Origin of the sequence: Micromonospora sp. NPDC127501 (assembly GCF_040302185.1) — a bacterium.
Classification (GTDB): Bacteria; Actinomycetota; Actinomycetes; order Mycobacteriales; family Micromonosporaceae; genus Micromonospora.
The window spans coordinates 80,128-100,868 of the sequence record NZ_JBEORJ010000018.1; the positions used below are offsets into that span (position 1 = coordinate 80,128).

Annotated in this window: 21 protein-coding genes; 14 read left to right on the forward strand and 7 right to left on the reverse strand. The window is 71.7% G+C overall.

Annotated features, from left to right (window positions below; genetic code table 11):
• Nucleotides 1-50: 50 nt before the first annotated feature.
• Complete coding sequence (locus ABTW72_RS30325; RefSeq protein ID WP_350864717.1) at nt 51-830, reverse strand: D-Ala-D-Ala carboxypeptidase family metallohydrolase; 780 nt, start codon at nt 828-830, stop codon at nt 51-53.
• Nucleotides 831-1,135: 305 nt separating this feature from the next.
• Between ABTW72_RS30325 and ABTW72_RS30330 the strand changes: the two genes are divergently transcribed.
• Together ABTW72_RS30330 and ABTW72_RS30335 are read left to right on the forward strand one after the other, a co-directional pair.
• Nucleotides 1,136-1,774: a DUF6642 family protein gene (locus ABTW72_RS30330; protein ID WP_350864720.1), complete on the forward strand. Its 639-nt coding sequence runs from the start codon at nt 1,136-1,138 to the stop codon at nt 1,772-1,774.
• Nucleotides 1,775-1,816: 42 nt separating this feature from the next.
• The gene (locus ABTW72_RS30335) at nt 1,817-2,281 is read left to right on the forward strand and encodes a PPOX class F420-dependent oxidoreductase (RefSeq protein WP_350864723.1); all 465 of its coding nucleotides are present in this window, start codon (nt 1,817-1,819) and stop codon (nt 2,279-2,281) included.
• A gap of 23 nt (nt 2,282-2,304) precedes the next feature.
• Here ABTW72_RS30335 and ABTW72_RS30340 read toward each other — a convergent pair whose 3' ends face one another.
• Nucleotides 2,305-2,946 (reverse strand): NAD(P)-dependent oxidoreductase, encoded by a 642-nt coding sequence (locus ABTW72_RS30340; RefSeq protein WP_350864726.1) that lies wholly within the window; start codon nt 2,944-2,946, stop codon nt 2,305-2,307.
• A 52-nt stretch (nt 2,947-2,998) separates the two neighbouring features.
• On the reverse strand, nt 2,999-4,231 hold the full coding sequence (locus ABTW72_RS30345) for a serine hydrolase domain-containing protein (RefSeq protein ID WP_350864729.1): 1,233 nt from the start codon (nt 4,229-4,231) through the stop codon (nt 2,999-3,001).
• A gap of 93 nt (nt 4,232-4,324) precedes the next feature.
• Between ABTW72_RS30345 and ABTW72_RS30350 the strand changes: the two genes are divergently transcribed.
• The 3 genes from ABTW72_RS30350 to ABTW72_RS30360 all read left to right on the forward strand — a co-directional run bounded on the left by ABTW72_RS30350 (nt 4,325) and on the right by ABTW72_RS30360 (nt 6,499).
• The gene (locus ABTW72_RS30350; protein ID WP_350864731.1) at nt 4,325-4,918 is read left to right on the forward strand and encodes a pentapeptide repeat-containing protein; all 594 of its coding nucleotides are present in this window, start codon (nt 4,325-4,327) and stop codon (nt 4,916-4,918) included.
• 285 nt (nt 4,919-5,203) lie between these two features.
• Nucleotides 5,204-6,052 (forward strand): hypothetical protein, encoded by an 849-nt coding sequence (locus ABTW72_RS30355; protein ID WP_350864734.1) that lies wholly within the window; start codon nt 5,204-5,206, stop codon nt 6,050-6,052.
• 117 nt (nt 6,053-6,169) lie between these two features.
• The gene (locus ABTW72_RS30360) at nt 6,170-6,499 is read left to right on the forward strand and encodes a hypothetical protein (RefSeq protein ID WP_030331319.1); all 330 of its coding nucleotides are present in this window, start codon (nt 6,170-6,172) and stop codon (nt 6,497-6,499) included.
• A 45-nt stretch (nt 6,500-6,544) separates the two neighbouring features.
• On the opposite strand, the gene dacB is transcribed toward ABTW72_RS30360, so the two are convergent.
• A complete protein-coding gene (dacB, locus tag ABTW72_RS30365) occupies nt 6,545-8,128 on the reverse strand; it encodes a D-alanyl-D-alanine carboxypeptidase/D-alanyl-D-alanine endopeptidase (protein WP_350864736.1) in 1,584 nt (527 codons plus the stop codon).
• A 222-nt stretch (nt 8,129-8,350) separates the two neighbouring features.
• Here dacB and ABTW72_RS30370 point away from each other — a divergent pair, with 222 nt between their 5' ends.
• Both ABTW72_RS30370 and ABTW72_RS30375 read left to right on the forward strand, forming a co-directional pair.
• On the forward strand, nt 8,351-9,424 hold the full coding sequence (locus ABTW72_RS30370) for an NAD(P)-binding domain-containing protein (protein WP_350864739.1): 1,074 nt from the start codon (nt 8,351-8,353) through the stop codon (nt 9,422-9,424).
• Between the two features lie 192 nt (nt 9,425-9,616).
• Nucleotides 9,617-9,898 (forward strand): adhesin, encoded by a 282-nt coding sequence (locus ABTW72_RS30375; RefSeq protein WP_030331312.1) that lies wholly within the window; start codon nt 9,617-9,619, stop codon nt 9,896-9,898.
• 8 nt (nt 9,899-9,906) lie between these two features.
• On the opposite strand, the gene ABTW72_RS30380 is transcribed toward ABTW72_RS30375, so the two are convergent.
• The gene (locus ABTW72_RS30380; protein ID WP_350864742.1) at nt 9,907-10,977 is read right to left on the reverse strand and encodes a beta family protein; all 1,071 of its coding nucleotides are present in this window, start codon (nt 10,975-10,977) and stop codon (nt 9,907-9,909) included.
• A gap of 91 nt (nt 10,978-11,068) precedes the next feature.
• Here ABTW72_RS30380 and ABTW72_RS30385 point away from each other — a divergent pair, with 91 nt between their 5' ends.
• The 4 genes from ABTW72_RS30385 (at nt 11,069) to ABTW72_RS30400 (ending at nt 16,051) form a co-directional block, all read left to right on the forward strand.
• Complete coding sequence (locus ABTW72_RS30385) at nt 11,069-11,947, forward strand: sulfotransferase domain-containing protein (protein ID WP_350864745.1); 879 nt, start codon at nt 11,069-11,071, stop codon at nt 11,945-11,947.
• Nucleotides 11,948-12,190: 243 nt separating this feature from the next.
• The gene (locus ABTW72_RS30390) at nt 12,191-12,583 is read left to right on the forward strand and encodes a cupin domain-containing protein (RefSeq protein ID WP_229686966.1); all 393 of its coding nucleotides are present in this window, start codon (nt 12,191-12,193) and stop codon (nt 12,581-12,583) included.
• Nucleotides 12,584-12,625: 42 nt separating this feature from the next.
• Nucleotides 12,626-14,425, forward strand: a complete 1,800-nt coding sequence (locus ABTW72_RS30395) for a glycoside hydrolase family 15 protein (RefSeq protein ID WP_350864749.1) — start codon at nt 12,626-12,628, stop codon at nt 14,423-14,425.
• 255 nt (nt 14,426-14,680) lie between these two features.
• Nucleotides 14,681-16,051 carry a pectate lyase gene (locus ABTW72_RS30400; protein WP_350864751.1) on the forward strand — a complete coding sequence of 457 codons (1,371 nt, stop codon included), beginning with the start codon at nt 14,681-14,683 and terminating at the stop codon, nt 16,049-16,051.
• A gap of 51 nt (nt 16,052-16,102) precedes the next feature.
• Here ABTW72_RS30400 and ABTW72_RS30405 read toward each other — a convergent pair whose 3' ends face one another.
• Both ABTW72_RS30405 and ABTW72_RS30410 read right to left on the reverse strand, forming a co-directional pair.
• Nucleotides 16,103-17,293 (reverse strand): threonine synthase, encoded by a 1,191-nt coding sequence (locus tag ABTW72_RS30405; RefSeq protein ID WP_350864754.1) that lies wholly within the window; start codon nt 17,291-17,293, stop codon nt 16,103-16,105.
• A gap of 14 nt (nt 17,294-17,307) precedes the next feature.
• Nucleotides 17,308-18,357, reverse strand: a complete 1,050-nt coding sequence (locus tag ABTW72_RS30410) for a DNA polymerase ligase N-terminal domain-containing protein (protein WP_350864757.1) — start codon at nt 18,355-18,357, stop codon at nt 17,308-17,310.
• Between the two features lie 94 nt (nt 18,358-18,451).
• Between ABTW72_RS30410 and ABTW72_RS30415 the strand changes: the two genes are divergently transcribed.
• From ABTW72_RS30415 to ABTW72_RS30425, 3 genes are all read left to right on the forward strand, one after another.
• On the forward strand, nt 18,452-19,240 hold the full coding sequence (locus tag ABTW72_RS30415) for an aldo/keto reductase (protein ID WP_350864759.1): 789 nt from the start codon (nt 18,452-18,454) through the stop codon (nt 19,238-19,240).
• 126 nt (nt 19,241-19,366) lie between these two features.
• On the forward strand, nt 19,367-19,519 hold the full coding sequence (locus ABTW72_RS30420) for a hypothetical protein (RefSeq protein WP_350864762.1): 153 nt from the start codon (nt 19,367-19,369) through the stop codon (nt 19,517-19,519).
• Nucleotides 19,519-20,484, forward strand: a complete 966-nt coding sequence (locus ABTW72_RS30425; protein ID WP_350864765.1) for a golvesin C-terminal-like domain-containing protein — start codon at nt 19,519-19,521, stop codon at nt 20,482-20,484. Before ABTW72_RS30420 ends, ABTW72_RS30425 begins: the two co-directional genes overlap by 1 nt.
• Nucleotides 20,485-20,741 lie beyond the last annotated feature (257 nt).

A 20,741-nucleotide genomic window follows, 5' to 3' on the forward strand; every position in this document is an offset into this window, starting at 1 on the left:
CGCGAAGATTCCCCCTCCGCGTCGGGCCGACGTCGCTTCCAGCGGGTGGCTCAGTTGCCGACCCCGCAGTCCGGGGCGGACCAGCTCGTCGTGTTCGAGCTGCTGTCGCTGTTGTTCTCCCGACGCGAGTCGACGTGGACGTGGTCGTCGTGGTCGGGGTAGCCCGGCCCGTAGATCCCACTGAAGCCGTTGTTGCGGGCGCCGCGGGCGACCTGGCACAGCGAGGACGTCCGTGAGGTCACGTCGGCCGCGTTGCCGTACAGGTGTTGGCTGTCGGACGCGCCGCCGACCTGGTTGTTGCAGGCGCGACTGCGGAACCCACTCGACACGTAGAGCGGCTTGTCACCGAGGCCCTTGCGCAACGCCTCCAGCTTCCACATGGTGCGCAACGCGTTCTGCTTGGTCTGGTTCGCCGACAACGGGCCGCCGCTCCACCCGCTCCCGCCGCAACCGTTGTCCAGTTCGCCGTAGCTGAAGTGTGCGGGCGTGCAGTCGTTGTCCTGAAGTTGGTACAGCTTGGCGAAGGTCTGTGGGCCGGCGATGCCGTCGGCGCGCAGCCCGTACGCCTGCTGGAACCGCTTGACCGCGGCGGCGGTCTTCGGCCCGTAGCGGCCGTCGTTCTCCACGATGTCCCGGTAGCCGGCCCACCCGGCGACCCGGATCTGCAACTGGCGGACGTCGTCGCCGGAGCGCCCCTGGGTCAGGGTGCGGTTCCAGGTGTAACAGCCGTCCGCGTGCGCCGCCGGTGCGGCGATCACCGTGGCGATTGCGGCCCCGGGCAGTGCCAGGGCGAATGCGACGGCGACCCGCTTCAAGGTGTTTACGCGCACAGAAGTCCTCCCGATAGGAGAGCGAATGGGGTGGCTCCGGGACATCGACCGAGAAGTCCCGTGATTTCCACCTTGGCACTGATCAGTGCCGTTGGAGGTGGTTAACGAGAATCGTGCTCACAATTCGCTGTCCCTGGGTATTGGCTGGGAATTCGGCTGATTTGCCAAACAGCCATTTCCGACCGATCAGCCCTCCTCCGGTCAAGGACACCGAACGTCGCAATCCGCCACACGGAGGGTGATGTTCCCGGGGCGGTGGCGGCCGGTAACGTCAGCGGCGGGGCGGCGGACTGGCGGAGGTGCGCGTGGCACGCGGTGGCGTCTTCTGTGTCGAGGGTCAGTGGCACCGTGACCTGAACGAGCGGGGCTCGGTGCTGCCCACGCTGGAGTTGCTGGAGCGGCTGGGCAAGATCCGCTTCATCCACAAGGACGCGGCCACCCGCGACGAGCTGTTCTACTTCCTGGACCGTTGGCTGCTCAAGCAGTACGCCGACCACCGGGTCGGCTTCTTCGCCATGCACGGTGAGCCGAGCCGGCTCTGCCTCACCGACTGGCAGTCGGTGGAGTTGAACGAGGTGGCCGAGTTGATGGCCGGCCGCGGGGAGGGGCGGCGACTCTATTTCGGCAGCTGCTCGGTGCTGCGCGCTTCGGACGCGGTGCTGCGCGAGTTCCTGGAGGTCACCGGAGCCGCTCTGATCTGCGGTTTCACCCGGGAAGTCGACTGGGTCGAATCGGCGGCCTTCGAAACCGTGCTCCTCGACGTGCTCGCCAACGGCCAGCGGCACAATGCGGCCGAGCTGCGGATGGGCTCCGCCCACTGGGCGCCGCTCGCGTCGTACCTCGGTTTTCGGGTGATCTACGCCAACGGTCGGGCCTGGCGTCCGTCCGGCCGTCCCCGGGTGCCCACCCAGGCGGTGCACCGCGCCGCGGCCCGACCCCGCTGACCCGCCGCCGCCGCTGCGCCCGCACCCTGGTAGGAACGGGGAATGGCACGCAGCATCGCAAGGAACACCCGGGTCGACCGGGACGGCCTGCTCGACTTCCTCCGGCCGCGACACCGCGTCGTGCTGATGACCACCCGGGCCGACGGGCGACCGCAGTCCTCCCCGGTCTCCGCCGGGGTCGACGGGCAGGGGCGGCTGGTCGTCTCCACCTACCCGGAGCGGGCCAAGGTGAGCAACCTCCGCCGCGACCCCCGGGTCTCGGCCTGCGTGCTCAGCGACGACTGGAACGGCCCCTGGGTGCAGATCGACGGCACCGCCGAGGTGCTCGACCTGCCCGAGGCACTGGAGCCGCTGGTCGAATACTTCCGCAGCATCTCCGGTGAGCACCCGGACTGGGACGACTACCGGGCGGCGATGGTGCGTCAGGGCAAGTCGCTGATCCGGGTCACCATCGACGCCTGGGGTCCGATCGCCACCGGCGGCTTCCCGGCACGCCTCGCCGGCTGACCGCGGCTGGCCCCGCAGCCGGGTCAGTACGCGGCGGTGAAGCGGGAGTTCGGGTGTCGCGGCTGCTCGATTTCGTCGATGATCGCCACCGCCAGGTCCTCGTAGGTGAGCACCGAGCGGCCCTGAGCATCGGTGACCGGCTGGTCGGTGCCGGTGCGGTAGTGCCCGGTGCGAGCGCCGGGGTGGAACTCCAGCGGGGGTGGCGAGACGTACGTCCAGTTCACCCCGTCGGCCGCGGTGCGGTAGTAGTCCAGCGCGTCCGCCTGGCCCAGCGCCGACTCCCGGTACTCCGCCGGGAAGTCCGGTTCGTCGAGAATGCGGGTGCCACCCGGGGTGAGCAGGGTGGACCCACCGCCCAGGTGGATGATCCGCGGTGCGGCCGGCATCCCGCGCAGCGTGGTCACCAGGTTCTCCGCCGCGTTCCGCCACAGCTCGCGCTCGCCGCCGCCGATCGCCACGACCAGCGCGTCGGCGTCCGGCGCCAGCTCCCGGACACTCCGCTCGCTGGTCGCGTCCCCGGTGACCGTCCGCACCCCGGCCGGCAGATACGAGGTGGCCTCCGGGCGGCGGACGGCGGCGATCACCCGGTGCCCCCGGTCGACCGCCTCGGCAACGACCCGTGAACCGGCGGTGCCGCCCGCGCCAAACACGACGATGGTGCTCACCAGCTCAGGCTAGGGACTGGGCCAGCTTCCGGTTGGTGGAACGACGATCCCGTCAGTCGATCAGGGCGGCGTAGACGAGCTGGCGCAGCTGGGAGCGGAGCGGGTAGGTGCTCGACGGCATCAGCTGCGTGAACAGCAGCGCGGTGATCTCCTCGGCCGGGTCGACCCAGAACGCGGTGCTGGCCACCCCACCCCAGTAGTACTCGCCGACGCTGCTGGGCACCCGGCTGGGGATCGGGTCGTCGACCACCGCGAAGCCGAGGCCGAAGCCGATCCCGTCCAGGGTGGTCTCGGCGAAGCCGCCGGTGGACAGGGTGCCGAGGTCCTGACCGCCGGGCAGGTGGTTGCGGGTCATGAACCGCACCGTGCGCGGCCCGAGTAGCCGGACGCCGTCCAACTCGCCGCCGCGCAGCAGCAACTGCGTGAATCGGTGGTAGTCGGCGGCGCTGGAGATCAGGCCACCACCTCCGGAGAGCAGCGCCGGCTTGCTGAAGGCGAGCGACCCCAGGCTGTCGTAGCGGACAGCCCGGCCGCTGCGCGGTTCCGGTACGTAGAGCGCGGCCAGCCGGTCGGCCTCGTCGCCCTCCACCCACCAGCGGGTGTCGGTCATGCCCAGTGGGCCGAAGATCCGGTCGGCGAAGAACTCGTCGAGGCTCTGTCCGGAGATCACCTCGACGAGTCGGCCGAGCACGTCGGTGGCGACGGAGTAGCCCCACGCCGAGCCGGGCTGAAACAGCAGCGGCAGCTCGCCGAAGGCCGCGCAGGCGCCGGCCAGGTCGACGTCCGCCGGCGGGTACAGGTCGTAGCCGGCGGCCCGGTAGAGTCCGTCGACCACCGAGGTCTGCATGAAGCCGTACGTCAGGCCGGCCGTGTGGGTGAGCAGGTGCCAGACCCGGATCGGCTCGACCGCCGGCACGGTGTACGGCTTGAGCGCCGACCCCTTGGAGTAGACCCGCAGATCGGCGAACTCGGGCAGCCAGCGGCTGATCTCGTCGGTCAGCTCGAACCGGCCCTCCTCCCACAGCATCATCGCCGCGACCGAGGTGACCGGCTTGGTCATCGAGTAGATCCGCCACAGGGTGTCGGCCTCGACCGGTGCGCCCGACTCCCGGTCGCGCAGCCCGTACGTCGAGGAGTGCGCCACCTCGCCGCGACGGGTGACCACCACCTGCCAGCCGGCCAGCCGGCCGTCGTCGACGTACCGGCCGAAGTGCTCGTCGATCCGCGCCAGCCGCGCCGTGTCGAAACCGATCTGATCCGGGTCCTTGCTCCGAGCCACACTCACGCCGCCGAACGTACTCGCCGGTACACCGACACCGGAAGGGGGCCGGCACCGGCCCGCCGGCCCTCGGCTGTCGCCGCCCACTAACCTGGCCGGATGCCGGAGTTGACCGAGGACATGACCTTCCGCAACGAGGACTGGTACGGCGAGGAGCTGACCGACCGGCACTTCGTGGGTTGCGAGTTCTTCGGGGTGGACCTGACCGAGGCGGTGAGCAGAGGCGCGGTCTTCACCGGGTGCACGTTCGGCAACGTGGCGTTCAATTCCTCCCGACATGTCGACTCCGCCTTCACCCGGTGCGTCTTTCGGCGGTGCAACTTCTTCGAGGCCGAGTTCACCGGTTGCAAGCTGGTCGGCAGCACCTTCAGCGAGTGCGATCTGCGCCCGTTGACGGTGGACGGCGGTGACTGGTCCTTCGTGGCGTTGCCCGGTGCCGATCTGCGTGGCGTCCGGCTGACCGGGGTGCGCATGCGCGAGGTGGACCTCACCAGAGCCAATCTCACCGGTGCTACGGTCACCGGTGTCGATCTTTCCGGGGCGCAGTTGACCAACGTCCGGCTCGGCGGCGCCGACCTGCGGGGCAGCGATCTCACCGCGCTGGACCCGACGGTCGTCGAACGGGCCGGTGCCGTGATCGACGTCGAGCAGGCCGTTGTCGTCGCGCAACTGCTCGGCTTCCGGATCGGCTGACCCGAGAAGGGCGCTCCTGGTCTGCCGAAGTGCCCGTCCGGAGCGGCCGGGTTGTCCGACAGCGTCCCATTGTGGGCTGGACACGTCCGGCAGTCCGGATCTAGCGTGTCGTCCACGCCCGGGCAAACGTGAAACTGCCCACAGTGGATGGTGTGGTCCTCGGCGGTCCCAAACGGCCGGGCGGCGGAGTTGGAGGGGTCGGTGGCGGACGAAGACCGCACGCGGGCTGGTTCGAGGGCTGGCGACGCGCCGCCGAAGCACCGTCCGCGCGCCATTGCCGCCGGGGTGACCCGCAGGATGTTGCGCCGCGCCCGACAGCGGCGGCGCTGGGCGGTGGAGGGAGCCGCCGTACTCGTCTGCCTGGTGGTGTTGATCTCGTACCTCGCCACCCGGTCCGGCCCGGCGCCGGACGCCGACCAGGCGGGTCCGGGGGGTGTGGCCGCTCGTTCGCCCGCTTTCCCGGCCGCCGACGCGCGCACCGGCGAGGCGGGGCCGGCGACGCCGGGTCTGCGTCCGCGCCAGCGCCCACCCTCGCCGGACCCGACGCCGTCGGCCAGCGCGCCCGCCCCGCCACCGGCGAAGCCCGGTTCGCCGGCGCTGACGGTGAGCCGGGGCGAGATGCCCGCCATCGTCGACCTCACCGCCGTGGGCGCCCGGGACTGGGTGCACTGGGGGGAGCACGGCGGTAGGTCGACGAACCGCAAGCGCTCCGGCTCCGGCGAGATCATCGACGGGGGTGGCCCGGGCCGGCGGGTCGGCTGGGACGGCAACCAGGAGTACGTGCGCTGGACCGACGGCACGCCGGAGCGGTCGACGAACGGCAGCTCCAACGGCGTCTACGCCTGCGGTGCCGGGAACGGGTTCAGCCTCGCCGTCGCCGGCAGTGGTGAGCCGCGCACGGTCCAGCTCTACGGTGGCATCTGGATGGCTCGGGGGCGACTGGAAGCGCGGCTGTCCACCGGCGGGCCCGCCAGCACCGCCCGCCTGGAAGACCCGTACACCAGTCAGAGCGCCCAGTTCACCATCCGCTTCACGGTGCCGAAGGGTGCCCGGCTGCTGCTGAACTGGACCGTCGAGAAGGTCTTCACGCCGCACTGCGGCAACGTCGGCCTCCAGGCCGTGACGGTGCGTTGACTGACTGACTGATCGCTGCGCGTTCGGGCCGGGGGACAGTTTGTCCGTCGCGGACTGTCGAATGCGTCGTAACTTTCTGCTGTCCCCATCCGGCCATCCAGTGTGGAGGCAGCGGAGATGAGTAGCAGCACCGCCCACCGCGTCCGTCGTGCCGCTTCGTCCGGCACCGGTGAAGCGTCCGGGGAGGTTCTTCGCGACATCCCCCTGCCGCCGTACGTGACGGGCGAGGACACCCAGTTCGCCGTACGGGCGGTGGTGGTGCACGCTCCCCGGCGGTGGTCCGGGGGTGTGGTCTGCCGTAACGATGCCAGCCCGCACCCGTGCCGCCTGCACCGCTGGGGCACCCGGGTGCTGGCGCTGCGCGGGCTGCGGGCCGCTGAGATCGCCGCGCTCATCGAACGTGGTGACCCGACGGCGGTGGTCCCCCCACCGGACCGTCCGGCCTGAGCGCTCGCTGGGCCGGGAGGCGCGTTCGCGCCTCCCGGCCGTCGCTCAGCAGGTGATCGGTTTGACCCAGGAGCACTCGACGCCCTCCGGGGTGCGCGGCGTCTCCGGCACCGCCGGCCGGGCCACCCGTGCCGTCGACGCACCACCCTCGCGGAAGCCGGCCAACGCCACGGCGATCTGGTCCTCGAGCGACTTCACCGACGCCGTGAGGTAGTTGTTCAGCAGGATGGAGAACGCCAACAGTCGACCATCGGCGCTGGTGACGTAACCGGAGAGCCCGGAGACACCGGTCAGGCTGCCGGTCTTGGCGTGCACGTTGCCCGCGGCCGGCGTGCCGGCCATCCGGCTGCGCAGGGTGCCGCCGACGAACCGGTCGGGCTGACCGGCGATCGGCAGCGCCGCGTACCAGGTCGCGAACCACGGTTCGGCGCGGACGGCGCTCAGCAGGTCGACGAATTCCGTCGCCGGGATCAGGTTGCGCCGGGACAACCCTGAGCCGTCACGCTGGCGCAGTCTCCCGGTGTCCATACCGGTGTCGGCGACATACTCGCTGATCGCGGTGAGACCGGCCGTCCAGGTGCCCGAGCCGGAGAGCACCCGCCCGATCTCCTTGGTCAACACCTCGGCGTGCCCGTTGTTGGACAGCTTCAAGAACGGCGTCATCAACTCGCCCAGACTCATCGAGTCGTGGCGCGCCATCTGCTGGGCCGTCTCCGGGGTGGGCTGGCCGAGCACGGTCCGGCCGAGCACCCGGACGCCGTGTCGGTGCAGCGCCGCCCGGAACACGTCGGCCGCGTAGCCGGTGGGTTCCCAGACGGTGACCCAGTCGCTGGCGGGCTCGTCGCCGACGGCGATCTGACCGGTCACCACGACGGTGTTGCCGCCGTGCTCGCGCTCGATCGAGATCGAGGTCTCGCCGTCGCTGACCGTCTGGGCGCGGTTGTCGACGCGGACGTACCCGGTGGTGGGAGTGGTGGTGACCACCGGCGGGGCGCCGGCCCGGTCGGCCGGTGCGGCGTGCACGATCACGGTGCCCGCGTCGTAGTCGGTGTCCGGGGCGACGGTCAGCGCGGAGACCTGGGCGGCGTAGTAGTAGGGCTCGTCGTCCCAGGTCCAGTCGGGGCCGAGTCGGGTGCGGTCGTAGCGGGTGTCGTCGGCGACCAGGTTTCCGGTGACCACCCGCACGCCGTCGGCGGCGACCTGCGCGGCGAGCGCGTCGTAGTCGGCGGCGAGCATGGTCGGGTCGCCCCCGCCGCGCAGGTAGAGGTTGCCGGAGAGCAGGCCCGCACGGCGCTTGCCGCTGGCCCGTACGTCGGTGCTGAAGCGGTGGCCCGGGCCGAGCAGCTCAAGGGCGGCCGTCGAGGTCAGCAGCTTGGTGTTGGACGCCGGAACCAGCCGGCGGTCACCGTTGCGGTCGTAGAGCGTCTGTCCCGTGCTGGTGTCGACCACGACCACCGACGCCTGCGCGCCGGCCAACCGGGCGTCGGCGAGGATCGTGTCGATGGTGGCACGCAGTTGGGTCGTCGCGGGGGTGGGCGACTCGGCCGTGGCACCGGGGGCGGCGGCGGCGGCCGCGGTGGCGACCAGCGCGAGCAGGGCGAGGGCCCGGGGAAAGTGACGGCGATGCATCCGCTGATGCTCGCACGGAGATATTCGCCGGAAAAGGCCTTCGGGCGAAAGATATTGCCGTCTGGGCTGTCTGGGACCGCCGGAGCGCCGAGGATTTCGGCCGCGTACCGACCGAAGTCGCTCATTCACTCACCGTAGGTGCAGCTCAGGTGGCCGAAGTCTGTGATCGGCGCGACGGTCGAGGACGGGCACAGGGGCGACATCCGGCGCGTTGTAGCCCACGTGGACACCCACTCCGCGGACGTCGTGGTGATCGGTGCCGGGCAGGCCGGCCTGAGCGCCGGCTATCACCTGCACCGCACCGGCTTCGCGCCCGACACCGGCTTCGTCATCCTCGACGCCGACGACGGGCCCGGCGGCGCCTGGCAGCACCGCTGGCCGACGCTGATCTTCGACCGGGTGCACGGCTTCCACGACCTGCCCGGGCTGCCGCTCCCGCCCACCGAGCCGCAACGTCCGGCTTCGGAGCAGGTCCGCGCCTACTTCGCCGCGTACGAGAGGGCCTTCGACCTGCCGGTGCGGCGGCCGGTGCGGGTCCGGGCGGTGCGCTCCCGCCCCGACGGCCGGCTGGATGTGCACACCGACCGGGGTACCTGGACCGCGCGCGCCCTGATCAACGCCACCGGCACCTGGACCCGACCGTTCTGGCCGCACTACCCGGGCCGGTCGACGTTCCGGGGACGCCAGTTGCACACCGCCGACTACCGAGGGCCGGCCGAGTTCAACGGTCTCCGCGTGGTGGTGGTCGGCGGCGGCACCTCGGCCGTGCAACTGCTCGGCGAGGTCTCCACCGTCGCGGCGAGCACCACCTGGGTGACCCGCCGCCCGCCGACGTTCAACGACGAGGAGTTCGGCCCGGAACTGGGCCGCGCCGCGGTGGCCCGGGTGGACCAGGCGGTCCGGGCCGGCCGACCGCCGGGCAGTGTGGTGGGCGTGACCGGGCTTCCGGTCACCCCGGAGGTACGCCGACTGCGCGAGCGCGGCGTCCTCGACCGGCTACCCATGTTCGACCGGATCACGCCCGACGGGGTGGCCTGGACGGACGGGAGGTTCGTGCCGGCGGACGTGATCCTGTGGTGCACCGGCTTCCGGGCGGCCATCGACCACCTCGCCCCGCTGGGGCTGCGCGCGCCCGGCGGCGGTATCACGATGGACGGCACCCGGGTGGTCGCCGACGCGCGGGTTCACCTGGTCGGGTACGGCCCCTCGGCCAGCACGATCGGTGCCAACCGGGCCGGTCGCGCGGCGGTCAACGAGATTCGCGCCTGGCTGGCGCCGGCCGCCGCTCTCCACTGACCTGGCTCTATTTGACGGATGGTCCGCCAGCGGGCACGGTGGGAGTGACGGGGCCGTCAGCTGCCCCGATTCGATGCGACGGCGACGACCGTTCGCCCCTCTGTCGCCTCCCACGTGTGCTCGTACGCGGGCCGACTGTCCGGTCCGCGCGGTATCCGACCGCGAGCCGAGAATCCACGAGGAGTTCCATCAATGCTCACCATGACCGATAACGCCGTGCTCGTCATCCGTGACCTCGCCAACCAACAGGACGTCGCCCAGGACGGCGGTGTGCGTATCGCCGCCGACACCGAGGCCGGCTCGCTCACCGTCGAGCTGGTGCCCGAACCGGTGCAGGGCGACCGCGTGGTCGACAACCAGGGCGCCCGGATCTTCCTGGACGAGGACGCCGCCGAACTGCTCGGCGACGCGTCGGTGGACGCCACCGTCGACGACGAGGGCGTCATCCAGTTCGGCTTCACCGAGAAGCAGTAGGTCCGGCTTCACCGCAGCGATCGTCCCCGCTGCGGTGGTGGCCCCTGCCCGGGGTGCCACCGCGGCGCTCCGTCGCCCGCTGGATGCAACAGCGTGGCGAGCACGTGGGCCAGGTGGTGCGAGGTGCTCCACGCCGCCCAGTTGGCGGTCGAGCCGGCCCCGGCGCCCCGGCGGGCCCGGCGCAGCAGCTCATGGTCACCCCAGGAGAAGGCCGCCCCGGTGGTCGGCCAGTGCGGTGCCGACACCAGCGTGCGACACAGGTCGGCGAACCGGTCGTCGCCCCGGCCGCCGCGTCGCGCCCAGCGGTAGACCCACCAGCTGCCGTCGTCGGTGTAGCGCACCGTCGGCAACCGGTCGCCAGGGTCACCGGTGCCCGGCCCGGCCGGGTGGACGCCGTAGTCGCCGTAGTCGACCCCGGCGTCGGCCAGTCGTCGCCACAGTTGCCAGTCCCAACGGTCCAGCTGGACCGGCTCGTCGGTGGGCAACCGGGACAGCGTCGGCGGCATACCGCCCGCCGCCACCGTCACCGACCGCCAGGCGTGTCGGCGCGCCCAGTCCAGCAGGTGGCGTACCCGGGGTTCGGCGGTCCGCACGTCCGCCGGGCAGCAGACGTCCCCCGCGTCCACCAGCAGGTCGCACTCCTCCGGTGCGAGGCTGGTGAACCGCCAGATCCGTTCCACAGCGGTGGTGCTCGCATCCGGCCCGGCCCGGTCCTGGCCGGCCCGCAGCCGGATGAGCGCGCGTCGGCCGTACACCCGCGCCGCCGCGCCGTGCGCGACCAGCCGGTGATCGCTCTCGGAGAGCCCGATCACCGGCACCACCGGTACGCCCCAACGGGTCAGCTCCGCCTCGGGGACGTCGGGCAGTGCGCTGACGTCGACGGCGGGCAGCAGCCCGGCTGGCAACCGGCGAATGGCGTCCATCGTGGACCGGCCGATCGCGGCGATCTCCAGGATCGGGGCGACCAGCGTGGCGTACGCGGGATCGAGGTGGCTCAGGGCCTCAAGCTCGCCTCGTCGGCTGGCGAGGATCGGGCGGTAGACCGGTGCCGCCGCCCGGCCCCCGTGAGCGGGCACCATAGTTCAATCTAGCCAGGCGTACGCCCATCCCCTAGGAATGTAAGCCGGAATTCGGCTGCTCGACTGTCGGTTCGGCGACTACCATCCACCGATGCCTACGCCAGTTCGCCGTTACCAATCCGACGAAGAGGACAGCGCGCGGTGGACCGGTTTTCCGTTCCGCGACGGCGACATCGTGATCAGCACCCGGTCGAAGAGCGGCACCACCTGGATGCAGATGATCTGTGCGCTCCTGGTGCTGCGCACCCCGGAGTTGCCAGCGCCGCTGACCGTGCTGTCACCGTGGCTGGACTGGTCGGGCGAGCCGCAGGCCACGGTGTACGACCGGCTGGCCGCCCAACCACACCGGCGGTTCATCAAGACGCACACCCCGCTGGACGGGGTGCCGCTCGACCCTCGGGCGCACTACGTGGTGGTGGCCCGGCACCCGCTGGACATGGCGGTCTCCCTCTACCACCAGAGCGCCAACCTGGACCGGGCGCGCATCGCCGAGCTGACCGGCCAACCCGCCCCGGCCGGGCCACCCCGGGAGCGGCCACCGCTGCGGGAGTGGTTGCCGAGCTGGGTCGGCCGGGAGGTGGACCCCCGCGCCGAGTTGGATTCGCTGCCGGGGGTGCTGATGCACCTGAGTGACGCGTGGGCCCGCCGGCACGAGCCGAACGTCGAGCTGGTGCACTACGACGACCTGCTGGCCGATCTGGGCGGTGAGATGCGCCGGTTGGCCGACCGGTGGAAGCTCCCGAGCCCGGGGCCGGAGTTGGTTGAGGCGGCCACCTTCGGTCGCATGCGGGAGCGCGCCGACCGGCTCGCGCCGGACACGCTCGGCGTGCTGCGTGACCGGCAGGCGTTCTTTCGCCGGGGAGGCTCGGGTCAGGGACGTGACCTGCTGGACGAGGCCGGTCTCGCCCGCTACCAGCAACGGGTCGCGGCGCTGGCTCCGCCCGACCTGCTCACCTGGCTGCACCGCTAGGTCCGCCGTCCACGAGAGCGCGCGGCGCCGCTCGACAGTGGTCGGAACGTCGCCGCGCTCTGGCCGTCTCCCACCACCGCAGCCGTTCGGCGGTACGCCGGCGGGGACCTGGCTCGACCGGCCTTCGTGCCGGTCCGCTTCTCGATCCCCGGTCCGTGCGGATCCAAACCCGCCAACCGTGGGGAATTCCACCATCCGCCAGTCCCGGCGTGGCGCGCCGCCGGACGGGGTATGAGCGTGGACATGGAGCATTTCACTATCGCGACTGTCGCCGAGAAGAGCCCGGATTTCCGGCGCGTGCTGTGGACCGGTGAGCACACCCAGCTGGTCATCATGACCATCCCCGCCGACGGGGAGATCGGTGAGGAGGTGCACGAGGACATCGACCAGATCCTGACCTTCGTGAGCGGCGTCGGCGAGGCGCGGGTCGCTGGCGCGAAGCGCAAGGTCGTCGCGGGCGACCTGGTCGTGGTCCCGGCGGGCACCAAGCACAACTTCGTCAACACCGGCCCCAACCCGCTGGTCCTGTACACCGTCTACGGGCCGCCGGAGCACGCCGACAAGGCCGTGCACAAGACCAAGGAAGAGGCCGACGCGGCCGAGGCGGCGGGCAAGGACGAGCCACCCACCGCGTGAGCCGTCCGGCCTGATCCGGCCCGATGCGGGTACCCCCGGCGGGTGGAGCAGCAGCCGCCGATCTCCGACTACGGGTTCCTCTCGGACTCCCGTTCGGGCGCCCTGGTCGGCAAGGACGGCTCGATCGACTGGTGGTGCCCGCACCGGTTCGACGGGGCGTCCGTGTTCGCGCGGTTGCTGGACCCGGGAGCCGGCCACTTCCGGCTGGCGCCGGTGGGGGTCGGCAGCCCGGGTTACCGGGTGGAGCGCGCGTACCTGCCGCACACGTTGGTGCTGCGGACGGTGCACCACACCCCGCACGGCAGCGTGGCCGTCACCGACGCGCTGGCCGCCGAGGTCGGCGCCCGCGCCCACGAGCTGGGCAAGAACTCACCCGCCGTACTGATCCGTGTGGTCAAGGGGCTCTCCGGGCGGGTGCGGATGGCGTTGGACTTCGCGCCCCGCCCGGAGTACGGCCTGCTCACGCCGTACCTGCACGAGCAGCCGGACGGCGGGGTGCTGGCCGGCGCCGGCCCCATCGTGCTGGTGTTGCGCGCCGGGGGTCTGCACCTGCGGGCGGGCACCGACCGGGTGACCCACGAGTTCGAGGTCTCCGCCGGTCAGGTGATCGGGGTGGACCTGGCCTTCGGCGAGGCGTACGGCGCCCCGCCCGTGCGGATGGATCCGCTGACCACCCTCGCCGAGACGACAGAGGCGTGGCAGGCGTTCCGGGAGACGCACGGGTACTCCGGCCGCTACCCCGAACTCGTCACACACAGCTCGACGGTCCTGACCGGCCTCACCTACGCCCGCAGTGGCGCGGTCGCCGCCGCGCTGACCTCCTCGCTGCCGGAGCAGATCGGCGGCGACCGGAACTACGACTACCGCTACTCCTGGTTGCGGGACTTCTCGTTGACCATGCGGGCGCTCTGGGTGGCGGCCTGCCCCGACGAGACGTCCCGGCTGTTCGCCTGGGCGACCCGCTCGATCGGCCGGTTCGGCGATGAGCCCGTGCCGGTGCTCTTCGGGCTGGAGGGTGAGCGTGACCTCTCCGAGCATCACTGCAACCACCTGCGCGGCTACCGCGACAGTCGACCGGTGCGGGTCGGCAACGACGCCTGGCGGCAGCGGCAGCTCGACGTGCCGGGTGAGGTGATGTCGGCGGTGTGGCGGCTGCGCGACTACCTGGGCGCGCGGTTCGAGGACGAGTTGCAGGAGATGGTGCTCGGGCTGACCGAGCAGGTGGCCGCGACGTGGCGCCTGCCGGACCGGGGCATCTGGGAGACCCGCGACGAGGAGCGCCACTACGTCTCGTCCAAGGTGTCCTGCTGGTTGACCATGGACCGGGCGGTGGGGCTCGCCGACCGGCTGGGTGATCGGGCCGACCCCCGTCGCTGGGCGCGGGTACGCGACGAGATCCGCGACACCGTGCTGCGCGAGGGGTGGAACGACCGGATCGGGGCGTTCACCGGCGCGTTCGGATCGGCGGAGCTGGACGCCTCGGTGCTCGCCCTGCCGGTAACGCACTTCCTGCCGGCCACCGATCCGCGGATGCGCTCGACCATCGCGATGGTCGAGCGCGAGCTGGGCACCGAGGACGGCCTGCTGCGGCGTTGGACGACCGACCCGGCCGGATTCCTGCTGTGCTCGTTCTGGCTGGTGGAGTGCCTGGTGATGACGGGTGAGCAGCAGCGCGCCGAGGCGCTCTTCGAGCGGGTCGTCGGTCACGCCAACGACGTGGGGTTGTTCAGCGAGCAGATCGATCTCACCACCGGCGCGCAGCTCGGCAACACCCCGCAGGCGCTCTCGCACATCGGGCTGATCAACGCGGCGTGGCGGATCACCGAGCCGGAGAGCTACTGATCGACCGGCGTTACGTCCGGCCGGAATCCTGCAACAGACCTGCAAGCGCCAGGCATTGACGCTGATGGTTGGACAGTCCTAGCCTCGAAGGAGTGGGAAAGCCCTTTCCCCAGGGCTTTGATCCCGCTTCACCCCGCTTCGGATCCGGGCTTCCGACGGGGCGCACACCGATCCCGTTCAGCGCAGCACGCCGTGCGAACACGTCTCGGTACGGCGGCCGAGGGATCACCACCACATGCGTCAAGGAGGACACCTGTGCAGAAAAGACGACTCTCCGGCCGCCGACCACTCCTGCTGGCGGTAGGCGCCGGGGTGACTGCGGCGGCCCTCGCCGCCGGCATGACCTCGGCCTTCGCGGCCACCGTCTTCACCGACGACTTCAACGACGGCAACACCTCCGGCTGGTCCAAGTCCGGCGGCACCTGGACCGTCGACGGCTCTGGCGTGCTCAACCAGTCCAACGCCGGCAGCGAGCTGGCCCGCCAGTTCGCCGGCCAGACCAGCTGGACCAACTACTCCGTGCAGGCCCGGGTCAGGCCGACGAGCTTCGGCTCGTCCAGCGCCCTGATCGGGCTCGCCGCTCGCTCCACCAGCAGCACCAAGATGTACCGGCTGGTCCTGCTCGGCTCCGGTCGGGCCGAACTCCAGGCGGTCAACGGAAGTTCCGTCACGGCGATCGGTTCCGCCGCGCTGGGCATCGGCACCGGCACCTGGTACACGGTGCGCATCGAGACCAGCGGCAGCACCATCCGCGGCTTCGTCAACGGCACCCAGATCGCGTCCGGCAGCAACAGCCTGGCCGGTGCGGGCCGGATCGGCCTGGTCACCGCGTACGCCAGTGGCGGCTTCGACGACGTGCTGGTCGACTCGTCCGGCGGCGGCACACCGACCACACCGCCACCGACGACCACACCGCCGCCGACCACCACACCTCCGCCGACCACCACACCTCCGCCCGCTGGCTGGCCGACACCCACCGGCAGCCAGAAGGTGGACGCCACGATCCCGGTCTCCGGCTCCTTCGACGGTGGGCTCAAGCGCTACTACGGCATCGGTGACGGCGGGCAGAGTGAGAGCCAGGACCCGATGTTCGAGCTGGCCGCCGGCGCCACCCTGCGCAACGTGATCATCGGCGCCCCGGCCGGCGACGGCGTGCACTGCGAGGGCAACTGCACCCTGATCAACGTCTGGTGGGAGGACGTCGGCGAGGACGCGGCGACCTTCCGCGGCGGCACCACGTACACCGTCGACGGCGGCGGGGCCCGCTCCGCCAGCGACAAGGTCTTCCAGCACAACGGCTCGGGCACCGTCTACATCAAGAACTTCCGGGTGGAGAACGCCGGCAAGCTCTACCGCGCCTGCGGCAACTGCTCCACGTCGTACCAGCGGCACGTGGTGATCGACAACGTGATCGTCCGGGACACCGACGCGATCGCCGGCATCAACACCAACTGGGGCGACACCGCCCGGTTCAGCCGGATCACCATCGTCGGCGACCCGGACCGGGAGACCTCGATCTGCGTGAAGTACAAGGGCGTGCCGAAGGGCAGCGAGCCGACCGAGATCGGTGAGGGCGCCGACGGCGTCAACTGCCTCTACTCGCCCTCGGACATCACCTACCAGTAGACCGGCACGACGGCGCCCCGCGGACCGCCCGGTCCGCGGGGTGCCGTCACCTCACCCCATCAGGGGTACGCCGGAGACGTCGACAGTGTCCGGATACTTCAGCCCGGCACCGGTGTTGAGCACCACCACCCGTTCGCCGGCCCGGATCCACCCGCCCGCGCGCAGTTGCCGGGCCGCCGTCAGGCAGGCCGCCCCCTCCGGGCAGAGCAGCAGCCCCTCCCGGGCGGCGAAGTCCCGCAGATCGGCCAGGATGTCCGCGTCGTCGACGGCGACTGCCGTGCCGGAGGACTCCCGCAGCGCGGCCAGGATCAGCTCGTCGCCCAGCGGGGCCGGCACCGTGATGCCGAACGCCACAGTGTGCGCGTCCGCCCACGGCTGCGCCCGATCCTCGCCGGCGGCGAAGGCCCGCACGATCGGCGCGCAGCCGGTGGACTGCACCGCCACCAAGCGGGGCAGCTTGTCGCCGATCCAGCCCAGCTCGCGCAGCTCGTGCAGCGCCTTGTGGATGCCGATCAGGCCGACCCCGCCGCCGGTCGGATAGATGATCACGTCCGGCGTCTGCCAGCCGAGCTGCTCGACGATCTCGTACCCCATCGTCTTCTTGCCCTCCAGCCGGTAGGGCTCGCGCAGCGTGCCGGCGTCGAAGATCGCCCCGTTCGACTCCGCGATCAGCTCGGCCACCCGCCGGCCGGCGTCGCCGATCAGCCCGTCGATCAGGCGCAGGTCGGCGCCGGCGGCGACGCACTCGCGCCGGCAGATGCTCGGCGCCTCCAGCGGCATGACGATGGTCGCGCCCATTCCGGCCCGCGCGGCGTACGTGGCCCAGGCCGACCCGGCGTTGCCGTTGGTGGGCATCGCGATCCGCTCGACGCCCAGCTCGCGGGCCCGGCTCACTCCGACCGCCGCGCCCCGGGCCTTGAACGAGCCGGTCGGGATCAGCCCCTCGTCCTTGACCATCAGGTCCGCGATGCCGATCTCGGTGCCGTACGCCGGAGTCCGCAACAGCGGCGTCCAGCCCTCACCCAGCGTGGTGACGTGCCGAGGATCGGCGACCGGCAGCACCTCCCGGTAGCGCCACAGGTCGGCCGGGCGCAGCGGAAAGCGTTCCGGGGTGACCGCCTTCGCCACGGCCGCCAGGTCGTAGCGGGCCAGCAGCGGCGACCCACACTCGCAGAGATTCTGTAACCGGTCGGCGGCGTGCTCCTTGCCGCAGCGCGGGCAGTCCAGGTGAGTCAGGTACACGTCGCTCCTCGCCGTCACACCGCGTCGATGCTCAGCCAGTGCCGGCTGCGCCGCCCCGGCTGGTAGACCGAGTCCAGTCGCTTGGCGACCACGCCCGGCAGGCCCTGTTCCCGCCCAGCACGCAGGGCCTCGTCGCCCGCGCCCGGGAACCACGGCGGAGTCTGCCAGTGCGTACCGGACAAGACCAGCCCATCGAGCAGCTCCCGGCGTTGCGCGTACGGCACGTCGACGCTGCTCACGCCCTCCAACCAGAGCAGGTCGACGATCAGGTACTGGGCGCCGGCGGGGACCCGGCTGCCGGTGGCCGGACGGACCGGGCGGACCCGCCCGGCACCGTCGATGCGGACCAGCACACCGTCGAGCACCGCCTCGGTGGGCGCGAGCGCTTCGGCCATCGCGCGCAGCCACGGATACCCACCCGTGATCTCCTCGTCGGTCTCGGAGAGCAGCCGCAGTCGTCCGCCGGAGACGTACGCCATCGCCCGGACGCCGTCCCAGCGCAGCTCGTACCCCCAGGCGGCGCGGTCGCGCGGGAGCCCGGCGGCGGGCGTGCTGTGCATCGGTCGGACCAGATCCGGCATCGGCGTCCAGCCCGGCGGCGCGGGGTCGGTGCGGCGGACCATCCAGTCCCGTCCCCCGGTGGCGAAGAGGACGTAGCGGCCGGCGGTCCGCTCACCGGAGAGCGTCACGATCACCTCGTCGTCGCGCCACTTCTCGCAGCGGTAGGTGCCCCGGTCGTGAATCAGCATCCGGCCGCCGCCGTACTCACCGGCGGGGATCTCACCGGCGAAGTCGAGGTACTCCATCGGGTGGTCCTCGGTGTGCACGGCGAGGTGGTTGCGACCCGGATCGCGGGGCAGACCGCGCGGCACCGCCCAGGACGCGAGCACCCCCTCGTGCTCCAGTCGCAGGTCCCAGTGCAGGCTGCGGGCGTGGTGCTGCTGGATGACGAAGCGGGCGGCGTCGGCGTCGGGGCCGGCCGGCAGCGGGCTCTCCGACGGCACCGGCTCGGGTGTGCGGGCCGCGTCCCGCCGTCGCCGGTACTCGTCCAGCCGGTCGGTCACACCCGCATTCTCCGGCAAACCGGACCGGTGCGCTGGACGCCGGAGTGTCCGGTTCGCTCGGCGGCCGGGGGCGCGGCGGGGTAGAACGGACCTCATGGACCTCACCGACCAGCCCACCGCACTGCTCCCCGGTGACGTGCGGATGCCCCTGCTCGGCTTCGGCACCTGGCAGGCCACCGGCCAGGCCGGTTACGACGCCGTGCTGGCCGCGCTCGACACCGGCTACCGGCACCTCGACACCGCCACCGTGTACGGCAACGAGCGGGAGGTCGGCCGGGCGGTACGGGAGAGCGGGCTGCGTCGGGAGGACCTCTTCATCACCACCAAGCTCCCGCCGGACCGGGTGGGCCGGGAGCGCGCGACGCTGGAGGCCAGCCTGGAGGCGCTCGGCGTCGAGTACGTCGACCTCTGGCTGATCCACTGGCCGCCGTCGTCGCCGGGGGACAGCATCCCGCTCTGGCGCGAGCTGCTCGCCGCCCGCGACGAGAACCTGGCCCGGGCGGTCGGGGTGAGCAACTACAGCACCGCGGAGATCGACGAGCTGATCCAGTCCACCGAGGAGAACCCGGCGGTCAACCAGATCCGGTGGAGCCCGTCGCTGTACGACCGGCAGCGGCACGCCGAGCACCGGGACCGGGGCGTGGTGCTGGAGGGGTACAGCCCGTTCAAGACCAGCGACCTCAGTGACCCGGTGCTGACCCGGATCGCCGGAGCGCACGGCGTCTCCCCGGCGCAGGTGGTGCTGCGGTGGCACATCGACCACGAGATCGTGGTGATCCCGAAGTCGGTGACCCCGGAGCGGATCACCGCCAACTTCGACATCTTCCACTTCTCGCTCACGGCGGAGGAGATGCGCGACATCGACGCGCTGGGCGAGGTCTGAATCGGCGAATTCCTTCAGCTAGCGACCCGGCAATGAAGGGTATCGACATCGACGTACGTGACGGTATAGCGTCGCCGTCATCACGTTCGTCGATCCGTTCGTACCCGCCGTCGCTGGAGGATCGCCATGGCCCGAACCCCGTCCATCCGTCTGCCCCGTCGTGGGGTGCTCGGCATCCCCGCCCTGGTCATCGCCGCGCTGACAGTCGTCGCCCGACCCGCTGCCGCGAGCGCCGCGCCGAAGGCCGAGTGCCTCGCCGACCTGCTCCAGGACGCCTGATGGCGACGATTCCCTGGCTGGTGGACGTGCTGCGCGCCGCCGGGGTCCAGGTCGTGGTCGAGGGGGACTGGCTCAACCGGATGCGGCCCGGCTCGTTCGACCCGATCGGGGTGCTGTGGCACCACACCGCCTCGACCTCCAGCGCCAGCAACCCCCACCCGGCGCTCGGCATCTGCATCAACGGCCGGTCCGACCTGCCGGGGCCGCTGTGCCAGGCGCTCGTCGACTACAACGGCGTCTTCCACGTCATCTCCGCCGGCCGGTGCAACCACGCCGGGGTCAGTGGCGGCAGCGGGCCGATCCCGGCCGGGGACGGCAACACCCTGATGATCGGGTGGGAGATCGACTACAACGGCGTCAACCAGGAGATGACGGCCGCGCAGTACAACGCCTCGCTCGCCGCCACCGCCGCCGTGCTCACCCGGCTCGGCCGGGACAGCAGCTACGCCCGTGGTCACCGGGAGACCAGCACCACCGGCAAGATCGACCCGTCCTTCATCGACCTGAACGTCATGCGCGCCGACGTGGCGGCGAGAATGGCCGGCGGCGGCCCGGCCTGGTCCTCGACTGTGGACAACACCACCAGCGGTCGGTTCACCGCCAGCGCCAACTGGGGCGTGTCGTCGTACTCCAGTCAGCGCTACGGCGCCGACTACCGCTACGCGGACCCGGTCGCCGCCAGCGATGTCGCGTGGTACCGGTTCAACGTCCCGGCCACCGCCAGCTACCGGGTCGAGGCCTGGTGGCCCGCGAACTCCGGCTACAACAGCGCCGCCCCGTACATCGTCGCCACCAGCACCGGCAACCAGACCGTCCGCGTCGACCAACGGGCCACCGGTGGGCAGTGGCGAGTCCTCGGCACCTTCACACTCCCGGCCGGTGACGCGAACCGGGTGGGCGTGAGCCGGTGGAGCAACACCACCGGCCTGGTCGTCGCCGACGCCGTACGCCTCACCCGCGTCTGACCCAACGGCCCCCGCCGCGGCTTGACCCGCCCGGCCCGGCTTGATCGACTCGACCTCCCGGAAGTCGGGGTGTCCCACGGGCGAGGATGCCCTGCTTCAAGGGTCCCGAGTGGATCTCCTGGGTGGTGGGGGGGGGGGGGGGGCCCCCGCCCCCCCCCCCCCCGGGGGGGGGGGGGGGGGGGGGGGGGGGGGTGGGGGGGGGTGGTGGTGGGCCGGAGTCGTCTGGTGAGGGGGGGCGGGGGGCAAAGAGGGGCGGG

Coding starts and splice junctions, on each gene's coding strand:
- ABTW72_RS30380 (WP_350864742.1), bottom strand. CDS start 10,977: ATGGTGCCCGCTCACGGGGGCCGGGCGGCGGCACCGGTCTACCGCCCG.
- dacB (WP_350864736.1), bottom strand. CDS start 8,128: ATGCATCGCCGTCACTTTCCCCGGGCCCTCGCCCTGCTCGCGCTGGTC.
- ABTW72_RS30390 (WP_229686966.1), top strand. CDS start 12,191: ATGGAGCATTTCACTATCGCGACTGTCGCCGAGAAGAGCCCGGATTTC.
- ABTW72_RS30425 (WP_350864765.1), top strand. CDS start 19,519: ATGGCGACGATTCCCTGGCTGGTGGACGTGCTGCGCGCCGCCGGGGTC.
- ABTW72_RS30415 (WP_350864759.1), top strand. CDS start 18,452: ATGGACCTCACCGACCAGCCCACCGCACTGCTCCCCGGTGACGTGCGG.
- ABTW72_RS30335 (WP_350864723.1), top strand. CDS start 1,817: ATGGCACGCAGCATCGCAAGGAACACCCGGGTCGACCGGGACGGCCTG.
- ABTW72_RS30350 (WP_350864731.1), top strand. CDS start 4,325: ATGCCGGAGTTGACCGAGGACATGACCTTCCGCAACGAGGACTGGTAC.
- ABTW72_RS30385 (WP_350864745.1), top strand. CDS start 11,069: ATGCCTACGCCAGTTCGCCGTTACCAATCCGACGAAGAGGACAGCGCG.
- ABTW72_RS30375 (WP_030331312.1), top strand. CDS start 9,617: ATGCTCACCATGACCGATAACGCCGTGCTCGTCATCCGTGACCTCGCC.
- ABTW72_RS30360 (WP_030331319.1), top strand. CDS start 6,170: ATGAGTAGCAGCACCGCCCACCGCGTCCGTCGTGCCGCTTCGTCCGGC.
- ABTW72_RS30420 (WP_350864762.1), top strand. CDS start 19,367: ATGGCCCGAACCCCGTCCATCCGTCTGCCCCGTCGTGGGGTGCTCGGC.